We start from the raw sequence: 20121 nt of genomic DNA on the forward strand, positions 1-20121 counted from the left end.
GCTCCCGCGGCGGACGTTCCCCGTCCCGCCCTGAACGGCGGACTCTCGCAGCGCGTTGTGCTGCGGCGGTCCGCCGCGTTGTATCTAGCGATGGCGCTGTTCATCGTCGTCGTCGTTGCCGCCGTCTGGGCGACTGTCGCGCCCCGTTTGGGCATTATCCGGGCCGCGCCGATGGGTGCGGCTGTTTTCGCCATTCTCGCGCTCGCAGCTGTCCGTCATGCGCGCAACGAGCCGCGCGCATTTAAAATCGGGCCGGATGGAATGTCGGTCTGGAGCCGGATGGGAATATTGCGCGCGCAGGGTCGTATCGCTGGATGCAGCCAATGGAGCGACTGTCTTCTGATGCTGTCGCTGGGAGACGAGGGTGGCCGATCACATAGGCTTCTGATCGCAGCCGACATGCTCGAGCGTGACCTTTTTCGTGAGCTTGCCGTGCTCGCGCGGCGCAGTGCCCACGTTTGAATGGCCCGTCAGCGCGGCCCCGCGCCTTGACTGTAAAGACTGTAACCGCTGTTACGCGTGTAACTTGCCATCTTGAAGGGGAAGCTACAATAGTGCCCCGCCACACGCGCAAAAGTTAACGGATTTATCAGGTGAGCGAAAAAGAAATAGATCAGGTGCTAGTTGAACGCGTTCAGAATGGCGACAAGGCCGCGTTCGAGCTTCTGGTCTCGAAGTACCACCGCAAGATCATCCGGCTGATCTCGCGCCTCGTGCGGGATCCCGCCGAGGTCGAGGACGTGGCCCAGGATGCCTTCATCAAGGCATACCGGGCGCTGCCCCAATTCCGCGGCGAGTCCGCGTTCTATACGTGGTTGTACCGGATTGCCGTCAACACGGCTAAGAATTACCTTGCGACCCAGGGCCGACGCGCGCCCACTTCGACGGAAGCGGACGCTGAAGAAGCTGAAACTTTCTCCGATGCTGACCAACTAAGGGATATCAACACGCCCGAGTCGATGTTGATGAGCAAACAGATCGCAGAGACGGTCAATGCTGCGATGGCGGTTTTACCGGAAGAGCTGCGCACCGCCATAACTCTTCGTGAAATTGAAGGTCTGAGCTACGAGGAAATCGCTGAAATGATGGGGTGCCCGATCGGCACCGTCAGATCGAGAATTTTCCGCGCTCGCGAAGCCATTGCGGCAAAATTGCGTCCGCTGCTTGACACACCCGAGGGCAAGCGCTGGTAACGTCTGTGGTACACAGCGGCTAGCCGGCCTCGCGGACGGCGGCGCAGTATCTGGGTTAAGTGGTGTCACTACGGGGTGTCTGTAAAGATGGGGAGCATCATGGGGTCGGTTTCGATGCCAATGCAAACAAATGCGCAAGCAAGCTCGCATCGCGAGCGTCTGTCTGCTTTCGTCGACGGGGAACTGGTCGACAGCGAGCATCCGAACACAATTCTTGCCGCACTGGGCCATGAAGGTCGTGCGACATGGTCGTGCTATCACCTGATCGGCGACGCGCTGCGTTCCGACGATCTGGCTGTCAGCCCGGCCGCGAGCAGTGCATTCATGAGCGGTTTCGCAGCCCGCTTCGAGAGCGAGGCCCACGTACTGGCGCCTGCTTCGATCCCGGTCGCGCGCCGCCTGTTGTCGTTGCGCCGGCGCGTGATTCCGGCTTTTGCCGTCGCCGCGGCTGCCGCCACGCTCACGTGGATCGTGATGCCGCAACTGCAGGGCATGAACACGGCAGGCTCCGGTGCCACACAGGTCGCATCGGTCGCGTCGCATTCGGACTCGATGCAGCGCGTGGCGATGGCGTCGATGCCGGCCGCGACGACCGCGCAGGCAAACGTCCAGGACGGCAACATCATCCGCGACGCGAACCTCGATCAATATCTGGAAGCGCATCAGCAGTTCGGTCTGCAGCCTGTCGTGTCGGGCTCGATGCCGTTGCTTCGCGCCGCCTCCCTGACGACGCAGGGCCAATAGTCTGATGCAGAGTCTGCGGTTGAAAAAAACGACTATCTGGGGGCGGCTGCCGGCATTCCTGTTCTGCGCAGCCGTGATGTTGTCCGCAACGTCGCGCACCTTTGCGCAAACGGACGATTCCGCCGCCCGGCACAGCGCGGCGGAACTGCTGAACCGGATCCATCAGGCCGCCCAGCAGCAGAACTACGAGGGCGCATTCGTTTATCAGCGCGGCAATTTCGTTCAGTCGTCGCGCATTTCGCACTACACGACGCACAACGACGGCGAGTTCGAATCGCTCGAAAGCCTCGACGGCAAGCCTCGCAAGATGCTGCGTCATAACGACGAGCTGTACACATTTGTGCCGGAGCGGCATCTGTGCGTTGTCGAAAAACGGCAGAACAAGGATTCGTTCCCGGCGCTCCTGTCGGCAAGCGGCGATCAGGTGCTGACCGTCTATGACCCGAAGATGCTGGGTACCGACCGCGTCGCCGGTATCGACAGCCAGGTGATCGAGCTCGATCCGAAGGATGCCAATCGATTTGCCTACAAACTGTGGGCCGACACGAAAACAGGCTTGCTGCTGCGCGCGCAGACGCTCGATCCGAGTGGCCAGGTGCTCGAACAGATGTCGTTCTCGCAGATTCGCATCGGCGTTCCCGCCGATAAGGGGCCCATCGCGAGCGGCATCAAGAACACGGCCGGCTGGACCGTCGTGCGGCCGCCCGTCGAGCCCGTCGATATGGAAGCGCAAGGCTGGCAGGTCGCGCCGCCCGTCGCGGGCTTCCACAAGATTCGCGAACTGCGCCGGCCGATGGCGGCGGCCGATCCGTCCAATCCGCCTATTCCCGTCGATCAGATGGTGTTCTCGGATGGCCTCGCGGCGCTGTCGATCTTCGTCGAGCCGGTCGAGAAGAGCACGCGCAAGGAAGGGGCGGGAAACAGCGGCGCAACGCACGTCCTGGTCAAGCGGCGCGGCGATTTCTGGATCACATTGCTTGGGGAAGTGCCTCAGGCCACGTTGCAGCAATTTGCGGCTGCCATAGAATACAAGCCTTCCCGGTAATCCTTCGGTTCGCTACGACATGACGACTCTTTCGGTGCGCAAATTCTTCGCGGCCGCAGTGCTGGTGGCTTGCCTGCCGTTCATGCCGCACACGGCGTCGGCGGCGCCTGCTGCCAATCTGCCCGATTTCACCGATCTCGTCGACAAGGTCGGGCCGGCCGTCGTCAACATTCGCACGACGGCAAAGGTCTCCAGTTCGGCGCGCGGACTTCCGCCCGGCATGGACGACGGCGACATGTCGGAGTTTTTCCGGCGTTTCTTCGGCATTCCGATGCCCAATTCGCCGCAATCGCCGGGCTCGCCTAATTCGCCGAATCCGCCGCGCGGTGGGAACAACGATCAGGACCAGTCGCCGGATGGCGGCGGCGACACCGAGCAGAACAGCGGCGTTGGCTCGGGTTTCATCCTGTCGCAGGATGGCTACGTGATGACGAATGCTCACGTGATCGACGACGCCGACACGATCTACGTCACGCTCACCGACAAGCGCGAATTCAAGGCGAAGCTGATCGGCGTCGACGACCGCACGGACGTGGCCGTCGTGAAGATCAACGCGGCGAATCTGCCGACGGTGCCGATCGGCGATTCGAACAAGGTGCGCGTCGGCGAATGGGTTGTCGCGATCGGCTCGCCGTTCGGCCTCGAGAATACGGTGACGGCGGGTATCGTCAGCGCGAAGGGCCGCGACACGGGTGACTATCTGCCGTTCATCCAGACGGATGTGGCCGTGAACCCAGGCAATTCGGGCGGTCCGCTGATCAACATGCAGGGCGAAGTGATCGGCATCAACTCGCAGATTTACAGCCGCACGGGCGGCTTCATGGGCATTTCGTTCGCGATTCCGATCGACGAAGCGATGCGCGTGGCCGATCAGCTTAAAACCTCGGGCAAGGTCGTGCGCGGACGTATTGCCGTTGCGATCGGCGAAGTGACGAAGGACGTGGCCGATTCGCTCGGCCTGCCGAAAGCGCAGGGCGCGCTCGTCAGCAGCGTCGAGCCGGGCGGTCCCGCAGACAAGGCCGGCGTGCAGCCGGGCGACATCATCCTGAAGTTCAACGGCCATAACGTCGACACGGCGACTGATTTGCCGCGCATGGTCGGCGATACGAAGCCGGGCACGAAGACGACGATCACGGTTTGGCGCAAGGGCCAGACGCGCGAAGTGCCCGTGACGGTCGCCGAAATGCAGCCGGACAAGACCGCGAAGGCCGAGCAGAAGAAGCCGCCCACGCCGAAGCCGCGCGCATCGAATGCGCTGGGCGTTGCCGTCAGCGACATTCCCGCCGAGCAGTTGAAGTCGCTCAAGCTGCGCAACGGCGTGCAGGTGGACGCCGTCGACGGTCCGGCAGCGCGCGTCGGATTGCAGCGGGGCGATCTCATCCTGCGCATCGGCGACACGGACATCACGAGCGCGAAGCAGTTCGAGGAAGTCACCGCGCATCTCGATTCGTCGAAGATGGTCGCGCTGCTGGTTCGCCGCGGCGACAACACGCAGTTCGTGCCGATCCGCCCGCGCGCCGCGAAGTAATCGACGTGGCATCGCTGACGCTTTACGCACGCGCGTGGTGTCACCTCTGCGACGATATGCGCGCCGCGCTCGAGCCGCTGCTGGCCGAGTTTGGCGCGCATGTCGAAGTGATCGACGTCGACGCCGATCCGTCGCTCGAAGCGCGCTACAACGAATGGGTGCCCGTGCTGGTTCATGAGGGCGTCGAGTTGTGTCACTACCATCTCGACGAAGCGCGGGTGCGCGCGGCGCTAGCGGGTCATCGCGCTACGCCGGCGTGCTGAATGGGGTCGCCGCGAGCGGCCAGCAAATGAGGCCGCGGTAGTCAGCCAGAGCGTACGAATGACTCCCACCGACCGCAAGCCGCGCCCGTCGACACCCTTTTCGGCTAAAATAGACAAGTTTTTCACCTACTTACAAGGCGTGCTCCGCAATCGTCCGAGCGCGCCTTTTTCGCTTGATCGGCACTGAATGGATCATATTCGTAACTTTTCGATCATTGCGCACATCGACCATGGCAAGTCGACGCTCGCCGATCGCATCATCCAGATTTGCGGCGGTCTGTCGGACCGCGAAATGGAAGCTCAGGTTCTCGACTCGATGGATCTCGAGCGCGAGCGCGGCATCACCATCAAGGCACAGACGGCCGCGCTGACGTACCGCGCGCGCGACGGCAAGCTATACAACCTCAACATGATCGACACGCCGGGGCACGTCGACTTCTCGTACGAAGTCAGCCGTTCGCTGTCCGCGTGCGAAGGCGCGCTGCTGGTCGTCGACGCGAGCCAGGGCGTCGAGGCGCAGACAGTCGCGAACTGCTATACGGCAATCGAACTGGGCGTCGAAGTGGTGCCCGTGCTCAACAAGATCGATTTGCCCGCTGCAAATCCGGAAAACGCGATCGCCGAAATCGAGGACGTGATTGGCATCGACGCCACCGACGCCACGCCTTGCAGCGCAAAGACGGGCATGGGCGTCGAGGACGTGCTGGAAGCGCTGATCGCCAAGGTGCCGCCGCCGAAGGGCAACGCAGACGAACCGCTGCAGGCGCTCATCATCGATTCGTGGTTCGACAACTATGTCGGCGTCGTGATGCTCGTGCGTATCGTCAACGGCACGCTGCGTCCGAAGGACCGCATTCGCCTGATGGCGACGGGCGCCGAATATCCCGTCGAGCACGTCGGCGTGTTCACACCGAAGTCGAAGAATCTCGAGTCGCTGTCGGCGGGGCAGGTGGGCTTCATCATCGCGGGCATCAAGGAACTGACGGCGGCGAAGGTCGGCGATACCGTCACGACCGTCAAGAACGCTGCGCCCGAGCCGCTGCCTGGCTTCAAGGAAGTGAAGCCTCAGGTGTTCGCCGGTCTCTATCCCGTCGAAGCGAATCAGTACGACGCGCTGCGCGAGTCGCTGGAAAAGCTGAAGCTCAATGACGCATCGCTGATGTACGAGCCGGAAGTGTCTCAGGCACTCGGCTTCGGCTTCCGCTGCGGCTTCCTCGGTCTGCTGCATATGGAGATCGTCCAGGAACGTCTCGAACGCGAGTTCGACATGGACCTGATCACCACCGCGCCGACCGTGGTGTACGAAGTCGTGCAGCGCGACGGCACGATCATGATGGTCGAAAATCCGGCAAAGATGCCCGACCCTTCGAAGATCGAAGAGGTGCGCGAGCCGATCGTCACCGTGAACCTGTACATGCCGCAAGACTACGTCGGCTCGGTGATTACGCTGTGTACGCAAAAGCGTGGCTTGCAGATCAATATGCAGTACCACGGCCGCCAGGTTCAGCTGACGTACGAAATCCCGATGGGCGAAATCGTGCTGGACTTCTTCGATCGTCTGAAGTCGGTGTCGCGCGGTTATGCGTCGATGGACTACGAGTTCAAGGAGTATCGCGCGTCGGACGTCGTTAAAGTCGACATGCTGATCAACGGCGACAAGGTGGATGCGCTGTCGGTGATCGTCCACCGTTCGCAGAGCCAGTACCGTGGCCGCGAAGTGGCGGCGAAGATGCGCGAGATCATTCCGCGTCAGATGTACGACGTCGCGATTCAGGCTGCGATCGGCGCACATATCATCGCGCGTGAAAACATCAAGGCGCTGCGTAAGAACGTTCTTGCCAAGTGTTATGGCGGCGACATTACGCGTAAGAAGAAGCTGTTGGAGAAACAGAAGGAAGGTAAGAAGCGGATGAAGCAGGTTGGCTCCGTCGAGATTCCGCAAGAGGCCTTCCTGGCAATTCTGCGCGTCGAAGACAAATAAGACTAAGAACTGGAACCCTATGAATTTTGCGCTGATTCTTTTTGTGCTCGTGATCATTACGGGCGTGGCATGGGTCGCAGACAAACTGGTTTTTCTCCCTCAACGTCGCCGCGCAGCGGAAACCGCCGTCGCCGAGTTCGACCGTCAGCAGGCGCGCATCGGCGAACGTTTCGCCGATGAGAATGCGCCCGCCACGCGCGCGCGCCTGCGTGAGGAAAAGCTCCGCCAGCCGTGGTGGCTCGAATACACGGCGAGCTTTTTCCCAGTGATTCTGGTTGTGTTCGTCGTGCGCTCGTTCGTCGTCGAGCCGTTCAAGATTCCGTCGGGCTCGATGGTGCCGACGCTGCTGGTCGGCGACTTCATTCTCGTGAACAAGTACGACTACGGCATTCGGCTGCCCATCGTGAATACGAAGATCACGGGGGGCCGACCGCTGCAGCGTGGCGATATCGTCGTGTTCCGCTATCCGAAGGACGAATCCGTCGACTACATCAAGCGCGTGATCGGTCTGCCGGGCGATGTCGTCGCGTATCAGGACAAGAAGCTCACGATCAACGGCAAGCCCGTTCCGGAAACGCCGCTGCCCGATTACTTCGACGAAGAGCGCATCGGCTATGCGAAGCAGTTCGAAGAAGACATCGACGGCCGCAAGAACGCGATTCTCAACAATCCTGCTGTGCCGCCGTTCATCGTCGGCGCCGAAGACTATCCGTATCGCGACAACTGCAAGTACGACGCGCAGGGCGTCGTATGCAAGGTACCGCCGGGCAACTACTTCATGATGGGCGACAACCGCGACAACAGCGCCGACAGCCGCTATTGGGGCTTCGCCCCGGACAAGAACATCGTTGGTCGCGCGTTCTTCATCTGGATGAACTTCAGCAATCTGAAGCGTATTGGCAGCTTCCATTGATTGCGCTTCGCGCGTCCCCATGCGGATGCGCATTTAAGCCGCGCAACACGTCGCGCACTGATCGCGACGTGTTATCACGCTACTTTAACAACGCGCGGTAACGTCGCTACAACACGCTTTTTCGGCGCCGGGGCCGCGTTTTCGCCCCGTGTGGCGCCCGCGTTATACTCTGCACATGCCCCTATCTCCGTTGGAAAGCCGTTTGCGCTACGAATTTCGCAATGCGGAATTGCTGCGCCAGGCTTTAACTCACCGCAGTCACAGTGCCACGCATAACGAGCGGCTGGAATTTCTCGGCGATTCCGTTCTGAACTGCGCGGTGGCCGCGCTATTGTTCCAACGGTTCGGCAAGCTGGATGAGGGCGATCTGTCCCGCGTCCGGGCGAATCTGGTCAAGCAGCAGTCGCTTTACGAGATCGCTCAGGCCCTGAATATTTCCGAGGGCTTGCGGCTAGGCGAAGGCGAATTGCGCAGCGGCGGCTTCCGGCGCCCGTCCATATTGGCCGACACACTCGAGGCGATCCTCGGCGCGATCTTTCTGGACGGCGGCTTCGAGGCCGCGCAGACGGTCATCAAACGTCTTTACGTGCCGATTCTCGATCACATCGATCCGCGCACGCTCGGCAAGGACGCAAAGACCTTGCTCCAGGAATATCTGCAGGGCCACAAGATCCCGCTGCCCACGTATACGGTCGTCGCGACGCACGGTGCAGCGCACAATCAGCAGTTCGAAGTCGAATGCACGGTGCCCAAGCTGGATGTGAAAGTGTCCGGTTCCGGCGCAAGCCGTCGTGCCGCCGAACAGGCGGCGGCGAAGAAGGCGCTCGACGAGGTGATGGCGGCGGCGCCGGCCGTGGTTGCCAAGCCGAAGCGCTCGAAAGGTGCGCGAGCGGCAAAAGCCGAGGCGGAAATCGTACCGGGCGTGACGGGCGTGCAGACGGCGCTCGATCTGCGCGCGCCCGATCATCGCAAGGCCGAGCGTGCCGCGCGCGGCGACGCGAAGCCGGTGTCGCTGGATGTGCCGTCCGCGGGCCAGGCCGCCGCGGCCGCGCCGCTGGCCGTGATTCGCGCGGCTCACGTCGAATATAGTCAGGAAGCGGCCGACAAGACGGAGCGCGCCGATAAGATCGAGCGCACGGCGCGGGCAACCGACAAGACGGCCGAAAAGCCCGCTTCCGAAAAATCGAACCCGGACAAGTCCGCGCAGGAAAAGGGAACGCAGGATCGGGCGGCCCAGGAAAAGGTCGGAAAAGCCGAGAGCGAAAAAACCGAGGGCGAAAAGCCCGAAAGATCAGATAAGTCCACCGACAAACCGGAAACTGTCGTGCGCCTTGCCGAACGCCAGCCGTCCGACAAGCCCGAAGCCCAGGCGCGGCCTGTCGAAAGGCCGGCTGAAAAACCCGCCGAAAAATCCGCAGACAAGCCAGCCGACAAGTCCGCTTCACGTGCTCGCGAGGCCGCGCCCGACGCGGCGGGCGCGAGCGATCTCGAACCCGGCGTCGCCGGCGCGGTGCAAACGCGCGTGGCCGATGCCGGTCATTGAACGCAATCCGACGTGAACGCGCACTCACCGCGCGTCCACGAGAACCTGCCGTAGTCCGAATATGAACGCTTCCACCCCCACTGGTTTTCGCTGCGGCATGGTCGCGATCGTTGGCCGCCCGAACGTCGGCAAGTCGACGCTGATGAACGCACTCGTCGGCCAGAAGGTCAGCATCACGTCGCGCAAGGCGCAGACGACCCGCCATCGCATCACGGGCATCAACACGCACGACGACGCGCAGTACATCTTTGTCGATACGCCCGGCTTCCAGACGCGCCACAGCGGTGCACTGAACCGGTCGCTGAATCGCGCGGTGACGTCGACGCTGACGTCCGTCGATGCCGTGCTGTTCGTGATCGAGGCCGGCCGCTTCGGCCCCGACGATCAGAAGGTGCTCGACCTGATTCCCGCCTCCGCGCCGACGCTTCTCATCGCGAACAAGCTCGATCGCGTGGGCGACAAGGATTCGCTGTTCCCGTTCATGCAGCAGATGAGCGCGCTGCGCGAGTTCAAGGAAATCGTGCCGCTGTCGGCGAAGAATCCCGACGACATCAAACGCCTGTTGTCGACCGTCAAGCCGTACTTGCCGGAAGGTGAGCCGATCTACGGCGAAGACGACCTGACGGATCGCAGCGAGCGCTTTCTTGCCGCCGAAATCCTGCGCGAAAAAGTGTTCCGCTGGACGGGCGACGAGTTGCCGTACACGAGCACCGTGCTGATCGACAAGTTCGAGACGGAAGGGCGCCTGCGCCGCATCTTCGCGACGATCCTCGTCGAGCGCGATTCGCACAAGGCGATGATCATCGGTCAGAAGGGCGCGAAGCTGAAGCAGATCAGCACGGAAGCTCGCATCGATATGGAGAAGCTGTTCGATGGCCCCGTGTATCTGGAAACGTTCATCAAGGTGAAGAGTGGCTGGGCCGACAACGAAGCCGGACTCCGCGCCTATGGTTACGAATGACGGCGCGACGAGCACCCAATCTGACACGTGGATGACGCTGCCGAAGGACGCCAACCCGGACGCCGATCCGGACGCCGATCACGACGACGTCGCGCGCGCACACAGCGGCGAATCTGAGACGTCTGGGTCGTCCGCACGGTCCGGGCGCGCGAAACCCGTGCGCGCGGCAAAACGCGGTCGCGCCAGCACTCGTAGCGCCACTTCGCACCGGCAGAGCGACAACGACATCGAAGAAGGCGCCGACGACTACGGCGCGTCCGAACCACCTCCGCGCAAGACGACGGCACGCCGGCCACCTTCGCGCGTGCCGCGCGCGCCGGCATCCGAATTCCGCATCGCCGAGCAGCCGGCGTTCGTGCTGCACAGCTATCCATATCGCGAGACGAGCCTGATCATCGACGTGCTGTCGCGCGATCACGGGCGTATCGCGCTTGTCGCGAAGGGCGCGAAGCGTCCGCACTCCGCACTGCGCGGCGTGTTGCAGACGTTCCAGCCGCTGTCGCTCGCATGGTCCGGCAAGTCGGAGATGCGCACGCTGACGGGAGCCGAGTGGGTCGGCGGAATGCTGCCGCTCACAGGCGACGCGCTCCTGTGCGGGTTCTACGTGAACGAGCTGCTCGTCAAGTTCCTCGCGCGCGAAGATCCGCATCCGCAACTGTTCCATCATTACGTCGTCACGCTGACGCGCCTCGCGCACGATGAACCGCCCGTGCAGGTGCTGCGTTCGTTCGAGCGCGTGCTGTTGCGCGAAACGGGTTACGCGATGTCGCTCAATCGCACGGTGACGCGCAAGGCCGTCGTGCCCGACGGGCGCTATGTGTTCGATCCGGAGCGCGGCGTGCGCGAAGTATCGGATGATGTTCCTTCGAACTGGCCTGTCATCAGCGGGCAAACCTTGCTCGACATGGAACAGGACGACTACCATCGAGCGCAGACCGTCGCGCAAAGCAAGACGCTGATGCGCTTTTTGCTCAACACCTATCTGGGCGGCACGCCTCTCGCGACGCGCCAGATTCTGATCGATCTGCAGAACCTATGAGCTTCTTTCTGACTTCCCCGAATGTGATCGACCTGGGCGTGAACATCGATCATGTCGCGACGCTGCGCAACGCGCGCGGCACGTCTTATCCCGATCCCGTGCGCGCCGCGCTACAGGCGGAAGAGGCGGGCGCCGATGCGATCACGCTGCATCTGCGCGAGGACCGTCGCCATATCGTCGATGACGACGTACGCGCGCTGCGGCCTCAACTGAAGACCCGCATGAACCTCGAGTGCGCGGTCACGAAGGAGATGCTCGACATCGCGTGCGAAGTGCAGCCGCACGATGTGTGCCTCGTGCCGGAAAAACGTCAGGAGCTGACGACGGAAGGCGGGCTTGACGTCGCCGGTCATTTCGAAGCGGTGCGGGCCGCGTGCAAGCAGCTGGCCGATGCCGGCTCGCGCGTATCGCTCTTCATCGATGCCGACGAAACGCAGATTCGCGCCGCGCACGAAGCGGGCGCACCCGTCATCGAGTTGCACACGGGCGCATACGCGGACGCACACGATCCCAAAGAGCAGCAGCGCGAGTACGAGCGCATCGTTCGCGGCGTGGAGTTCGGCGCGTCGCTGGGCCTGAAGGTGAATGCGGGCCACGGCCTGCACTACACGAACGTCCAGCAGATCGCGGCGATCGACGGGATCGTCGAACTCAATATCGGCCATGCGATCGTCGCGCATGCGATCTTCGCGGGCTGGGACAACGCCGTGCGCGAGATGAAGGCGATCATGGTCGCCGCGCGTCTCGCGGCGCGCTCATAACGACACGCAACGACACAATAGCGACAGCACGTATATGGCGATTTACGGCATCGGCACCGACATCGTTCAGGTGAGCCGCGTCGCGGCGGTGATGGAGCGCACCAACGGCCGCTTCGCCGAGAAAGTGCTCGGATCCGAAGAGCTGCGCATCTATCACGCGCGCAATGCGCGCTCGCAGGCGCGCGGGCTTGCGTTTCTCGCGACGCGATTTTCCGTCAAGGAAGCGTTCTCGAAGGCGATCGGACTCGGCATGCGCTGGCCGATGACCTGGCGCGCGCTGCAGACGCTCAACGAAGCGAGCGGGCGTCCCGTCTGCGTGGCGTCCGGCGAACTCGCCGAGTGGCTCGCGGAACGCGGGATCACGTCGCAAGTCACACTGTCCGACGAGCGCGATTACGCGGTGTCGTTCGTGATTGCCGAAACGGCCGATCGTTCTGTCTGATCACGCCGGCGCGGCGCGAGTGCGCAAGCAGCGCCGCGTTCTTTCCTTTTTGCTCTCATAGACCCGATGAAACTGATTCCTGGCCCGGTGATGCTCGACGTAGTCGGCAAGACGCTGAACGCTGACGACGAGCGCCGCCTCGCTCATCCGATGACGGGCGGCGTGATCCTCTTCGCGCGTCATTTCGAAAGCCGCGCGCAACTGGTCGCGCTGACGGAAGCGATCCGCGACGTGCGCGACGATCTGCTGATCGCCGTCGATCACGAAGGCGGGCGCGTGCAGCGCTTTCGCACCGACGGCTTCACGGTGCTGCCGTCGATGGGCAAGCTCGGCGCGCTGTGGGACGACGACGTGCTCCACGCGACCAAGGTGACGACGGCTGTCGGCTACATCCTCGCGTCGGAGTTGCGCGCGTGCGGCATCGACATGAGCTTCACGCCCGTGCTCGATCTGAACTACGGCAACTCGCAGGTGATCGGCGATCGCGCATTCCATCGCGATCCGCGCGTCGTCACGCTGCTCGCAAAGAGCCTCAATCACGGACTCGCGCTCGCGGGCATGGCGAATTGCGGCAAGCATTTTCCGGGTCACGGGTTCGCGTCGGCGGATTCGCACTACGCGGTGCCCGTCGACGAACGCACGCTCGACGAGATCATCAAGGAAGATGTCGCGCCGTACGACTGGCTCGGCTTGTCGCTGGCGTCGGTGCTGCCGGGGCATGTGATTTATCCAAAGGTAGACAGCAAGCCGGCCGGCTTCTCGCGCGTGTGGGTCCAGGACATCCTGCGCAAGAAGCTGCGCTTCGAGGGCGCGGTCTTCAGCGACGATCTGTCGATGGAAGCCGCGCGCCAGGGCGGCACGCTGACGGAAGCGGCGACGGCCGCGCTCGAAGCGGGCGTCGATATGGTGCTGATCTGCAATCAGCCGCAGGAAGCGGGCAAGGTGCTCGATGCGCTGTGCTTCACGCAATCGAAGGAGTCGAAGCGCCGCCTGAAGCGGATGCGCCCGCGCGGCAAGGCGTTGTCGTGGGAAAAGCTCGCCGCCGAGCCGCAGTATCAGCAGGCTCAGGCGCTGTTGCGCGCGGTGTTCGCTTCCTGACGGAAAGCGTATCCAGGGAGGGCGAATGCAAAAGGACGGGCAAGACCCGTCCTTTTCTTTTGTGCCTGGCGCGCGAAGCGCGTCAGTTCAGCCGCATCCGTTGCAGCTTGTTGTACAGCGTCTTCGGACTGATGCCGAGCAGCGACGCCGCACGATGCCGCGTTCCGCCGACGGCATCCAGCGTCGCTCGGATCAGCATTTCCTCGACATCGGCGAGCGGCGTGCCGACCGTCACCTGCACGCGGCCGCCGTTCAGATCGCGGCCGCCGACACCACTGCCTTCGTCGGCGCGTAGCGTCTCCAGAACGTCGCCCGACGCGTGATACGCGCGCCGCACGCGCTCCTGCAATTCGCGCACGTTGCCCGGCCATTCATACGCAAGACACTCGCGGACGAAATTCGGTCCGATCAGCTTCGTCGCATCGGCGACGCCGCGCGCATTCGCCTCGTCGTTCAGTTCGTCGACGAGCACCTGGGCGAAGAGCGCAGGATCGTCGCCGCGCTCGCGCAGCGGCGGCAGCGACAGCGCGGCCGCTTCGAGCCGCAGGCCGAGATCCTGATGCAGGCTGCCATCGGCGACGGCTGCGCGCGGCATCTTGCGCGTCGACGCGATCAGGCGGAAGTCGGTGGCGACCTGATTAGTGCCGCCTACTCGCATGAAGGTCTGCGAATCGAGCGCGCCGAGCAGCGCTTCCTGCTGCGCGCGCGGCAGCAGCGTGATTTCGTCGATGAAGAGCGTGCCGCCGCTCGCCTGTTCGAAGAGGCCGGGCTCGCGCTGCTCCGCGCCGCCGAACGCGCCGCGTTCGTGGCCGAACAGCAGGCTGTCCAGCGGCCGGCCACCGGCGACGGCCTCTGCCGAACGGCAATCGAGCACGACGAACGGCCCTTTGCGCCGGCGGCTCATCTCGTGCAGCGTGCGCGCGGCGACTTCCTTGCCCGTGCCCGCTTCGCCCGATATCAGCACGGCGGCTTCCGTCGGCGCGATATGCTCGATCGAATCGTACACATGCTGGATCGCGCCGCTGCGGCCGATCATCGGTCCGAAGCGGCCCATGCGGCGCAGCCTCGCGCGCAGCGCCTGCACTTCCTCGGTCAGTTCGTAGGGACGCGGTATGCGCGCCAGCAGGCTGCGCAACCGCGGAATATTGACGGGCTTGAGCAGATAGTCCCAGATGCCATGGCGCAAGCCTTCGATCGCGCTTTCGACCGTCGCGTTGCCCGTCATCACGATTACGGGCAACGCGCCGCCGGGCGGCTGCGCGGGCAGGTGCTGGAGCAGGTCGAGGCCGCTGCCGTCGGGCAGATTCAGATCGACGAGCACGACGTCGGGGATAAAGCGGGTCAGCGCTGCGCGCGCTTCTGAGAGCGTGATGGCGGTGTCGACGGAAAAACCGTCGGCCGCAAGAATCGCGGACAGGCCTGACAGGCTATTGGGATCGTCTTCGACAATCAGGGCATGTGGCATAACGAGCGCAACTGTTCAGATGGACGGAGTCCCGACGCACATGGGCCGCAGCGGCGGTCCCGAGCGCGCGGGCGCTGGATGAGTGGGCTTGAGTGGCCAATGCTCCCGGTCAGATGCAAAAGTATCGGACGTCGCCGGGCAAACAGCGCCCGGCGCAGGTTGCCCGTTACAGGTCGCGGTTGCGATCGAAGAAGCGGCGCACCTCGAGTTCGGCTTCATCGCGCGTCTTCCCATATCGCTCCTGGATCAGGCCCGCCAGCTTGTCGGCGTTGCCTTGTGCCTTGGTCAGTTCGTCGTCCGTGAGTTCGCCCCACGCAGTTTTCGCCTTGCCGATCATCTGTTTCCACTTGCCTTCAGCGATATCGTTGTTCATGGCACACCTCCCAATTCTTCCGGATAAAACGAAAAGCCTCGTAGGCCTGAAATGCTTGGGAAGCAGGAGCCGTGCCAATGCAAATTGTCTCGAAAAGTCAATGTGAGCGCGGACTGGAAGCACGAATGCGCCAACCCACCTGGCAAAAATGCATGTCTGGCCGGTAAAGTTTTCCACCACCATACACGGTCGCGAAAAAAAGAAAAAGCGCCCAGATGGGCGCTTTTTTAACTCGAAGCCCTGAGTGAGTCAGGGCTTAAGACGATTGCCGTGCGGCGCGATTCAAACTCAGGCGCGGCTGCGGTATTCGTTGGTACGCGTGTCGATTTCGATCTTGTCGCCGATATTGCAGAAGAGCGGCACTTGCAGTTCGAAACCCGTGTTCAGCTTGGCGGTCTTGAGCACCTTGCCCGACGACGTGTCGCCCTTGACAGCCGGCTCCGTGTAGATGATTTCGCGGACCAGCGTGGTCGGCAGTTCGACCGAAATGGCCTTCTCGTTGTAGAACACGACTTCGCAAGCCATGCCGTCTTCGAGGTAGTTGAGCGCGTCGCCCATCATTTCGGCTTCGACTTCGTACTGGTTGTAGTCGGCGTCCATGAACACATACATCGGGTCAGCGAAGTACGAGTACGTGACTTCCTTGCGGTCCAGCACGACGACGTCGAACTTGTCGTCCGCCTTGTAGACGGTTTCCATGCCTGCGCCCGTCAGCAGGTTCTTGAACTTCATCTTGACGACGGCGGCGTTGCGGCCCGACTTGTTGTATTCGGCCTTCTGAACGACCATCGCGTCGTTGCCGATCATCACGACGTTGCCGGTGCGGAGTTCCTGAGCGATCTTCATAAAACTGTCCTGTACGAAATAAGGTGCTTCAACTTTTGCTCAACGGCATACGGCGCAAGCGGGTTCGGCGCCCGACGCGCGTTCGACGCCCTAAGGCGGATCAAACTGGATTGCGCGGTAAGCAGGGCTGGCGTCGACGGGCGGGCGCGTTTTACCGCTCCCAATTCCTTGCGTCTCACATGCCAGTCTGCTTCTGCCTTGCTGCTTTACCCGAAGCGTCCGTCTGCTTCTTTGTACCCGAAGCGGGCGCGTACTCGTGTGACACTGACAGCCCAACTGCGGAGGTCCACAAAACAAGTTCCTGCTAGACCTGCCGGCGGCGCCGTCGTGCCGCGCTTGCGTCGTCGGCCGTTGGATAACCGCTTATTTTAACTGAGTTTTTGCGAATTCCGCCAGATTTCCAGCGAGATCGCCGATCGACGCGAGATCGCGCGCCCAGTCGGCCGCGCGCGCCTCGAGTTTCGGACGATGGCGGTGGAACTCCGCCCAGTCCGGCGCGCCGTTGCCGTTCCACGCGTGCCAGAAGCGGCTGAGCGCTGCGCGCGTCGTCGCGGACAGCCCGTGCGCATAGTGCGCGAGCGCGGCGTCGAGCTTCGGCAGATGGGCGTCGTCGGCTTGCGGATAAATGTGCCAGATGAACGGACGCGCGGCCCATTGCGCGCGCACGAACGAATCTTCGCCGCGCACGAAATTGATGTCGCTGACCCACAGCAGCTCGTCGTAGCCCAGCTGATCGGTGAACGCTAGCGCGTGGGCGCGCAGGTTGCCGCACGAAGCCTGCGCGCCCGCCGCGAACGACGACAAGCCAAAAAATCGCGCCACCGCGCCCGAAATGCGGCCCTCCGGCACGAGCAGCACGGTTTCGCTGCCGGCGTCGCGCCACTGCGCGAGCAGGCTGTCGACGGCGGGGTTTTCATACGCGAACAACGACACGACGGTTGCGTCCTGTTCCGGCGGCGCGCTGCCCGCATTCGCCTGCCACCAGGCGGCGCGCGCGTCCGGCGAGGCCAGGAACGCCGCGCGGCGCGCGTCGAGGTCGCGCTCCTTCAGTACGCCGCCCGTGCCCTTGCCGAGCCCCGGGAAGAAGAACGTCTTCGTGAGCGCGTAACGCGGATGCGGCGACGGCCGCAAGTGAAAATCCGCGACCCAGTCTTCGCCGCTCAGATATTCGAGGTTGAACCAGACGGGCACGCGCTTGCGTCGCGCCATCGCCGCGATGTAGACGGGCGGCAGCTCGCAGGCGAACGCCTCGATCACGACGTCAGCCACCTGCAGCTTATCGCCCGCATGCGCGGGCTCGTGCCAGTGCTCGATGACAATGCCGTCGACTGCCTGCCGCGCCTTTTCGACATCGACGGATGGATTGAGCTTTTGAAACGCATGCAGATCGTCGACGAACACGCGCACCTGCCAACCGTGTTCGTTCGCAAGTTGGCGCGCGAGCCGCCAGCAAACGCCGATATCGCCGAAGTTGTCGATCACCGCGCAGAAAATGTCGCACGCAATCGCTGGGGGCTGTGACCGTCGAGTGGAAGCGGAGGACATGATGGTGGCCCCCGGGTTCGGGCGCGGGCGGAATGTTCTAAACTGGCGATTCTAAAGCACGCAAACGCGCGCAAAAGTTCAAAACCCACGCAACGCGCCGTCCCCGCACGGCGCCCGGCCCCGATTCTGCATGACCCGATCCGATTCCCCACCCACATCCGATACCGCCGCGAAGTCCGGCGCGCCCGACAGCGCCGCCGAAGAGTTCGACGCGAAAAAAGTGCTGCGCCAGTTGCCGCATATGCCGGGCGTCTATCGTTACTACGATGCGCAGGGCGCGGTGCTCTACGTGGGCAAGGCGCGCGACCTGAAGAAGCGCGTGTCGAGCTACTTCACGAAGACGCTGCTGTCGCCGCGCATCGCGATGATGGTCACGCGGATCGTGAAGATCGAAACGACCGTCACGCGTTCGGAAGCCGAAGCGCTGTTGCTTGAGAACAATCTCATCAAGGCTTTGGCGCCGCGCTACAACATTCTGTTTCGCGATGACAAGTCGTATCCGTATCTAAAGCTGACGGGCCATCAGTTTCCGCGTATGGCGTATTACCGCGGTTCGGTCGACAAAAAGAACCAGTATTTCGGACCGTTCCCAAGTGCATGGGCGGTACGCGAAAGCATTCAGATCCTGCAGCGCGTATTCCAGTTGCGCACCTGCGAGGATTCCGTGTTCAACAACCGTACGCGGCCGTGTCTGCTGCATCAGATTGGACGATGCACGGCGCCATGCGTCGGCGCGATCAGCGAAGAGGACTACGCACGCGACGTGTCCAATGCATCGCGCTTTCTGCTCGGACGGCAGTCCGAAGTGATGAAGGAACTCGAGCAGAAGATGCATGCGTTCGCAAGCGACCTGAAGTTCGAGCAGGCGGCGGCGGTGCGGAATCAGATGAGTTCGCTGTCGACGGTGCTGCATCAGCAGGCGATCGAAGTGGGCGGCGAAAGCGACGTCGATATTCTTGCTGTCGTCGCGCTCGGCGGACGCGTTTGCGTGAATCTCGCGATGGTGCGCGGCGGCCGGCATCTCGGCGACAAGGCTTACTTCCCGACGCATGTCGAAAGCGCGCTGACGGCGGAGGAGGGCGGCCTCGAGGACGGCGAGGCAGCGGAAGTCACTCCATCCGCGCTGCTTGATATCGAAGCGGAACTGGGCGAAGAAACGGATGAAGGGGATGAACGCGCGGACGAAGCCGCTTCGGACGCAACTGGGACTAGCGAAAGCGCCGAAGCCTCCGAAGCCACCGACGACACAGCCGATAGCGACACGAAGCCGCGCCCCGGCATCGAAGCCGAAGTGCTCGAAGCGTTCATCGCGCAGCATTATCTCGGCAATCGCGTGCCGCCTGTGCTCGTCGTCAGTCACGCGCCCGCAAGCCGCGAACTTGTCGATCTGCTGATCGAGCAGGCCGGGCACAAGGTCACGCTGCTGCGCCAGCCGCAAGGCCAGAAGCGCGCGTGGCTCGCGATGGCCGAGCAGAACGCGCGTCTCGCTCTCGCACGGCTGTTGTCCGAACAGGGCTCGCAGCAATCGCGCACGCGCGCGCTTGCCGACACGCTGTCGCTCGAATGCGATGACCTTGCGCATCTGCGCATCGAGTGCTTCGACATCAGTCACACGATGGGCGAGGCGACGCAGGCATCGTGCGTCGTCTTTCACCATCACAAGATGCAGTCGTCGGAGTACCGGCGCTACAACATCACGGACATCACGCCCGGCGACGACTACGCGGCGATGCGTCAGGTGCTCACGCGTCGATACGAGAAGATGGTCGCGCAGGCCGCGGCGAACGCAAACGACGAAGCGGCCGAACTGCAAGCGGAAGCCGCCGCCGATCCGGCCGTGACGCCCGAAGGCGCGGAACCCGTTGCCGCGGGCGGTGTGCTGCCGAACATCGTGCTGATCGACGGCGGCAAGGGTCAGGTTGAGATTGCGCGCCAGGTGTTCAACGAGCTCGGGCTCGATCTGGGCATGCTGGTCGGCGTCGCGAAGGGCGAAGGGCGCAAGGTCGGTCTGGAGACGCTCGTGTTCGCGGACGGACGGCCGTCGCTCGAACTCGGCAAGGAAAGCGCGGCGCTGATGCTCGTCGCGCAGATCCGCGACGAAGCGCACCGCTTCGCGATCACGGGCATGCGCGCGAAGCGCGGCAAGACGCGGCAGATGTCGCGGCTCGAGGAACTCGAAGGCGTCGGCGCGAAACGGCGGCAGCGGCTCCTCGCGCGCTTCGGTGGGTTGCGCGGCGTGGTGGCGGCCAGCGTCGACGATCTCGCGAGCGTCGAAGGCATTTCGCGCGCACTCGCCGAGCAGATCTATCGACAGTTGCATTGAAGCGTGCGCTAACCGTGCGACGGCGAGTCGCGCCGATGTGCGCGGGTTGCGTTTCGCG

19 protein-coding genes are annotated in these 20121 nt (G+C 63.1%); 15 read left to right on the forward strand and 4 right to left on the reverse strand.

Going from position 1 to position 20121, the window contains the following annotated elements; translation table 11 throughout:
- The first annotated feature begins 57 nt into the window (after nt 1–57).
- From BMW76_RS17105 to nagZ, 14 genes are all read left to right on the forward strand, one after another.
- A complete protein-coding gene (locus BMW76_RS17105) occupies nt 58–462 on the forward strand; it encodes a protein YgfX (protein WP_407668972.1) in 405 nt (134 codons plus the stop codon).
- Nucleotides 463–593: 131 nt separating this feature from the next.
- Nucleotides 594–1193 (forward strand): RNA polymerase sigma factor RpoE, encoded by a 600-nt coding sequence (gene rpoE, locus BMW76_RS17110; protein ID WP_012400242.1) that lies wholly within the window; start codon nt 594–596, stop codon nt 1191–1193.
- A gap of 99 nt (nt 1194–1292) precedes the next feature.
- A complete protein-coding gene (locus BMW76_RS17115; RefSeq protein WP_090867074.1) occupies nt 1293–1937 on the forward strand; it encodes a sigma-E factor negative regulatory protein in 645 nt (214 codons plus the stop codon).
- A gap of 4 nt (nt 1938–1941) precedes the next feature.
- Nucleotides 1942–2982: a MucB/RseB C-terminal domain-containing protein gene (locus tag BMW76_RS17120; RefSeq protein WP_090867075.1), complete on the forward strand. Its 1041-nt coding sequence runs from the start codon at nt 1942–1944 to the stop codon at nt 2980–2982.
- Nucleotides 2983–3001: 19 nt separating this feature from the next.
- Nucleotides 3002–4510 carry a DegQ family serine endoprotease gene (locus BMW76_RS17125; protein ID WP_090867077.1) on the forward strand — a complete coding sequence of 503 codons (1509 nt, stop codon included), beginning with the start codon at nt 3002–3004 and terminating at the stop codon, nt 4508–4510.
- Nucleotides 4511–4515: 5 nt separating this feature from the next.
- Nucleotides 4516–4773 carry a glutaredoxin family protein gene (locus BMW76_RS17130; RefSeq protein ID WP_281248527.1) on the forward strand — a complete coding sequence of 86 codons (258 nt, stop codon included), beginning with the start codon at nt 4516–4518 and terminating at the stop codon, nt 4771–4773.
- A 187-nt stretch (nt 4774–4960) separates the two neighbouring features.
- Nucleotides 4961–6754, forward strand: a complete 1794-nt coding sequence (gene lepA, locus BMW76_RS17135; RefSeq protein ID WP_090867079.1) for a translation elongation factor 4 — start codon at nt 4961–4963, stop codon at nt 6752–6754.
- Nucleotides 6755–6773: 19 nt separating this feature from the next.
- Entirely contained in the window at nt 6774–7667 is an 894-nt protein-coding gene (lepB, locus tag BMW76_RS17140; RefSeq protein ID WP_090867081.1) for a signal peptidase I, read from the forward strand.
- A 175-nt stretch (nt 7668–7842) separates the two neighbouring features.
- Nucleotides 7843–9210, forward strand: a complete 1368-nt coding sequence (rnc, locus tag BMW76_RS17145) for a ribonuclease III (RefSeq protein WP_090867083.1) — start codon at nt 7843–7845, stop codon at nt 9208–9210.
- 61 nt (nt 9211–9271) lie between these two features.
- Entirely contained in the window at nt 9272–10171 is a 900-nt protein-coding gene (era, locus tag BMW76_RS17150) for a GTPase Era (protein WP_090867085.1), read from the forward strand.
- Nucleotides 10158–11210 (forward strand): DNA repair protein RecO, encoded by a 1053-nt coding sequence (gene recO, locus BMW76_RS17155; RefSeq protein WP_090867087.1) that lies wholly within the window; start codon nt 10158–10160, stop codon nt 11208–11210. The genes era and recO overlap by 14 nt, the downstream gene beginning before the upstream one ends.
- Nucleotides 11207–11971 (forward strand): pyridoxine 5'-phosphate synthase, encoded by a 765-nt coding sequence (pdxJ, locus tag BMW76_RS17160; RefSeq protein WP_090867089.1) that lies wholly within the window; start codon nt 11207–11209, stop codon nt 11969–11971. The genes recO and pdxJ overlap by 4 nt, the downstream gene beginning before the upstream one ends.
- A gap of 34 nt (nt 11972–12005) precedes the next feature.
- Nucleotides 12006–12413: a holo-ACP synthase gene (gene acpS, locus BMW76_RS17165; protein WP_090867091.1), complete on the forward strand. Its 408-nt coding sequence runs from the start codon at nt 12006–12008 to the stop codon at nt 12411–12413.
- A 66-nt stretch (nt 12414–12479) separates the two neighbouring features.
- Nucleotides 12480–13511 carry a beta-N-acetylhexosaminidase gene (nagZ, locus tag BMW76_RS17170; protein WP_090867093.1) on the forward strand — a complete coding sequence of 344 codons (1032 nt, stop codon included), beginning with the start codon at nt 12480–12482 and terminating at the stop codon, nt 13509–13511.
- A gap of 82 nt (nt 13512–13593) precedes the next feature.
- Here nagZ and BMW76_RS17175 read toward each other — a convergent pair whose 3' ends face one another.
- The 4 genes from BMW76_RS17175 to earP all read right to left on the reverse strand — a co-directional run bounded on the left by BMW76_RS17175 (nt 13594) and on the right by earP (nt 17740).
- Complete coding sequence (locus BMW76_RS17175) at nt 13594–14976, reverse strand: sigma-54-dependent transcriptional regulator (RefSeq protein ID WP_090867095.1); 1383 nt, start codon at nt 14974–14976, stop codon at nt 13594–13596.
- A 166-nt stretch (nt 14977–15142) separates the two neighbouring features.
- Nucleotides 15143–15349 carry a CsbD family protein gene (locus tag BMW76_RS17180; protein WP_090867097.1) on the reverse strand — a complete coding sequence of 69 codons (207 nt, stop codon included), beginning with the start codon at nt 15347–15349 and terminating at the stop codon, nt 15143–15145.
- Between the two features lie 288 nt (nt 15350–15637).
- Nucleotides 15638–16195 carry an elongation factor P gene (gene efp, locus BMW76_RS17185; protein ID WP_012400257.1) on the reverse strand — a complete coding sequence of 186 codons (558 nt, stop codon included), beginning with the start codon at nt 16193–16195 and terminating at the stop codon, nt 15638–15640.
- 363 nt (nt 16196–16558) lie between these two features.
- Nucleotides 16559–17740 carry an elongation factor P maturation arginine rhamnosyltransferase EarP gene (gene earP / locus BMW76_RS17190; RefSeq protein ID WP_090867099.1) on the reverse strand — a complete coding sequence of 394 codons (1182 nt, stop codon included), beginning with the start codon at nt 17738–17740 and terminating at the stop codon, nt 16559–16561.
- 130 nt (nt 17741–17870) lie between these two features.
- Between earP and uvrC the strand changes: the two genes are divergently transcribed.
- Nucleotides 17871–20063: an excinuclease ABC subunit UvrC gene (uvrC, locus tag BMW76_RS17195; protein WP_090867101.1), complete on the forward strand. Its 2193-nt coding sequence runs from the start codon at nt 17871–17873 to the stop codon at nt 20061–20063.
- Nucleotides 20064–20121 lie beyond the last annotated feature (58 nt).

The sequence above is a fragment of the Paraburkholderia diazotrophica genome (assembly GCF_900108945.1).
Taxonomy (GTDB): domain Bacteria; phylum Pseudomonadota; class Gammaproteobacteria; order Burkholderiales; family Burkholderiaceae; genus Paraburkholderia; species Paraburkholderia diazotrophica.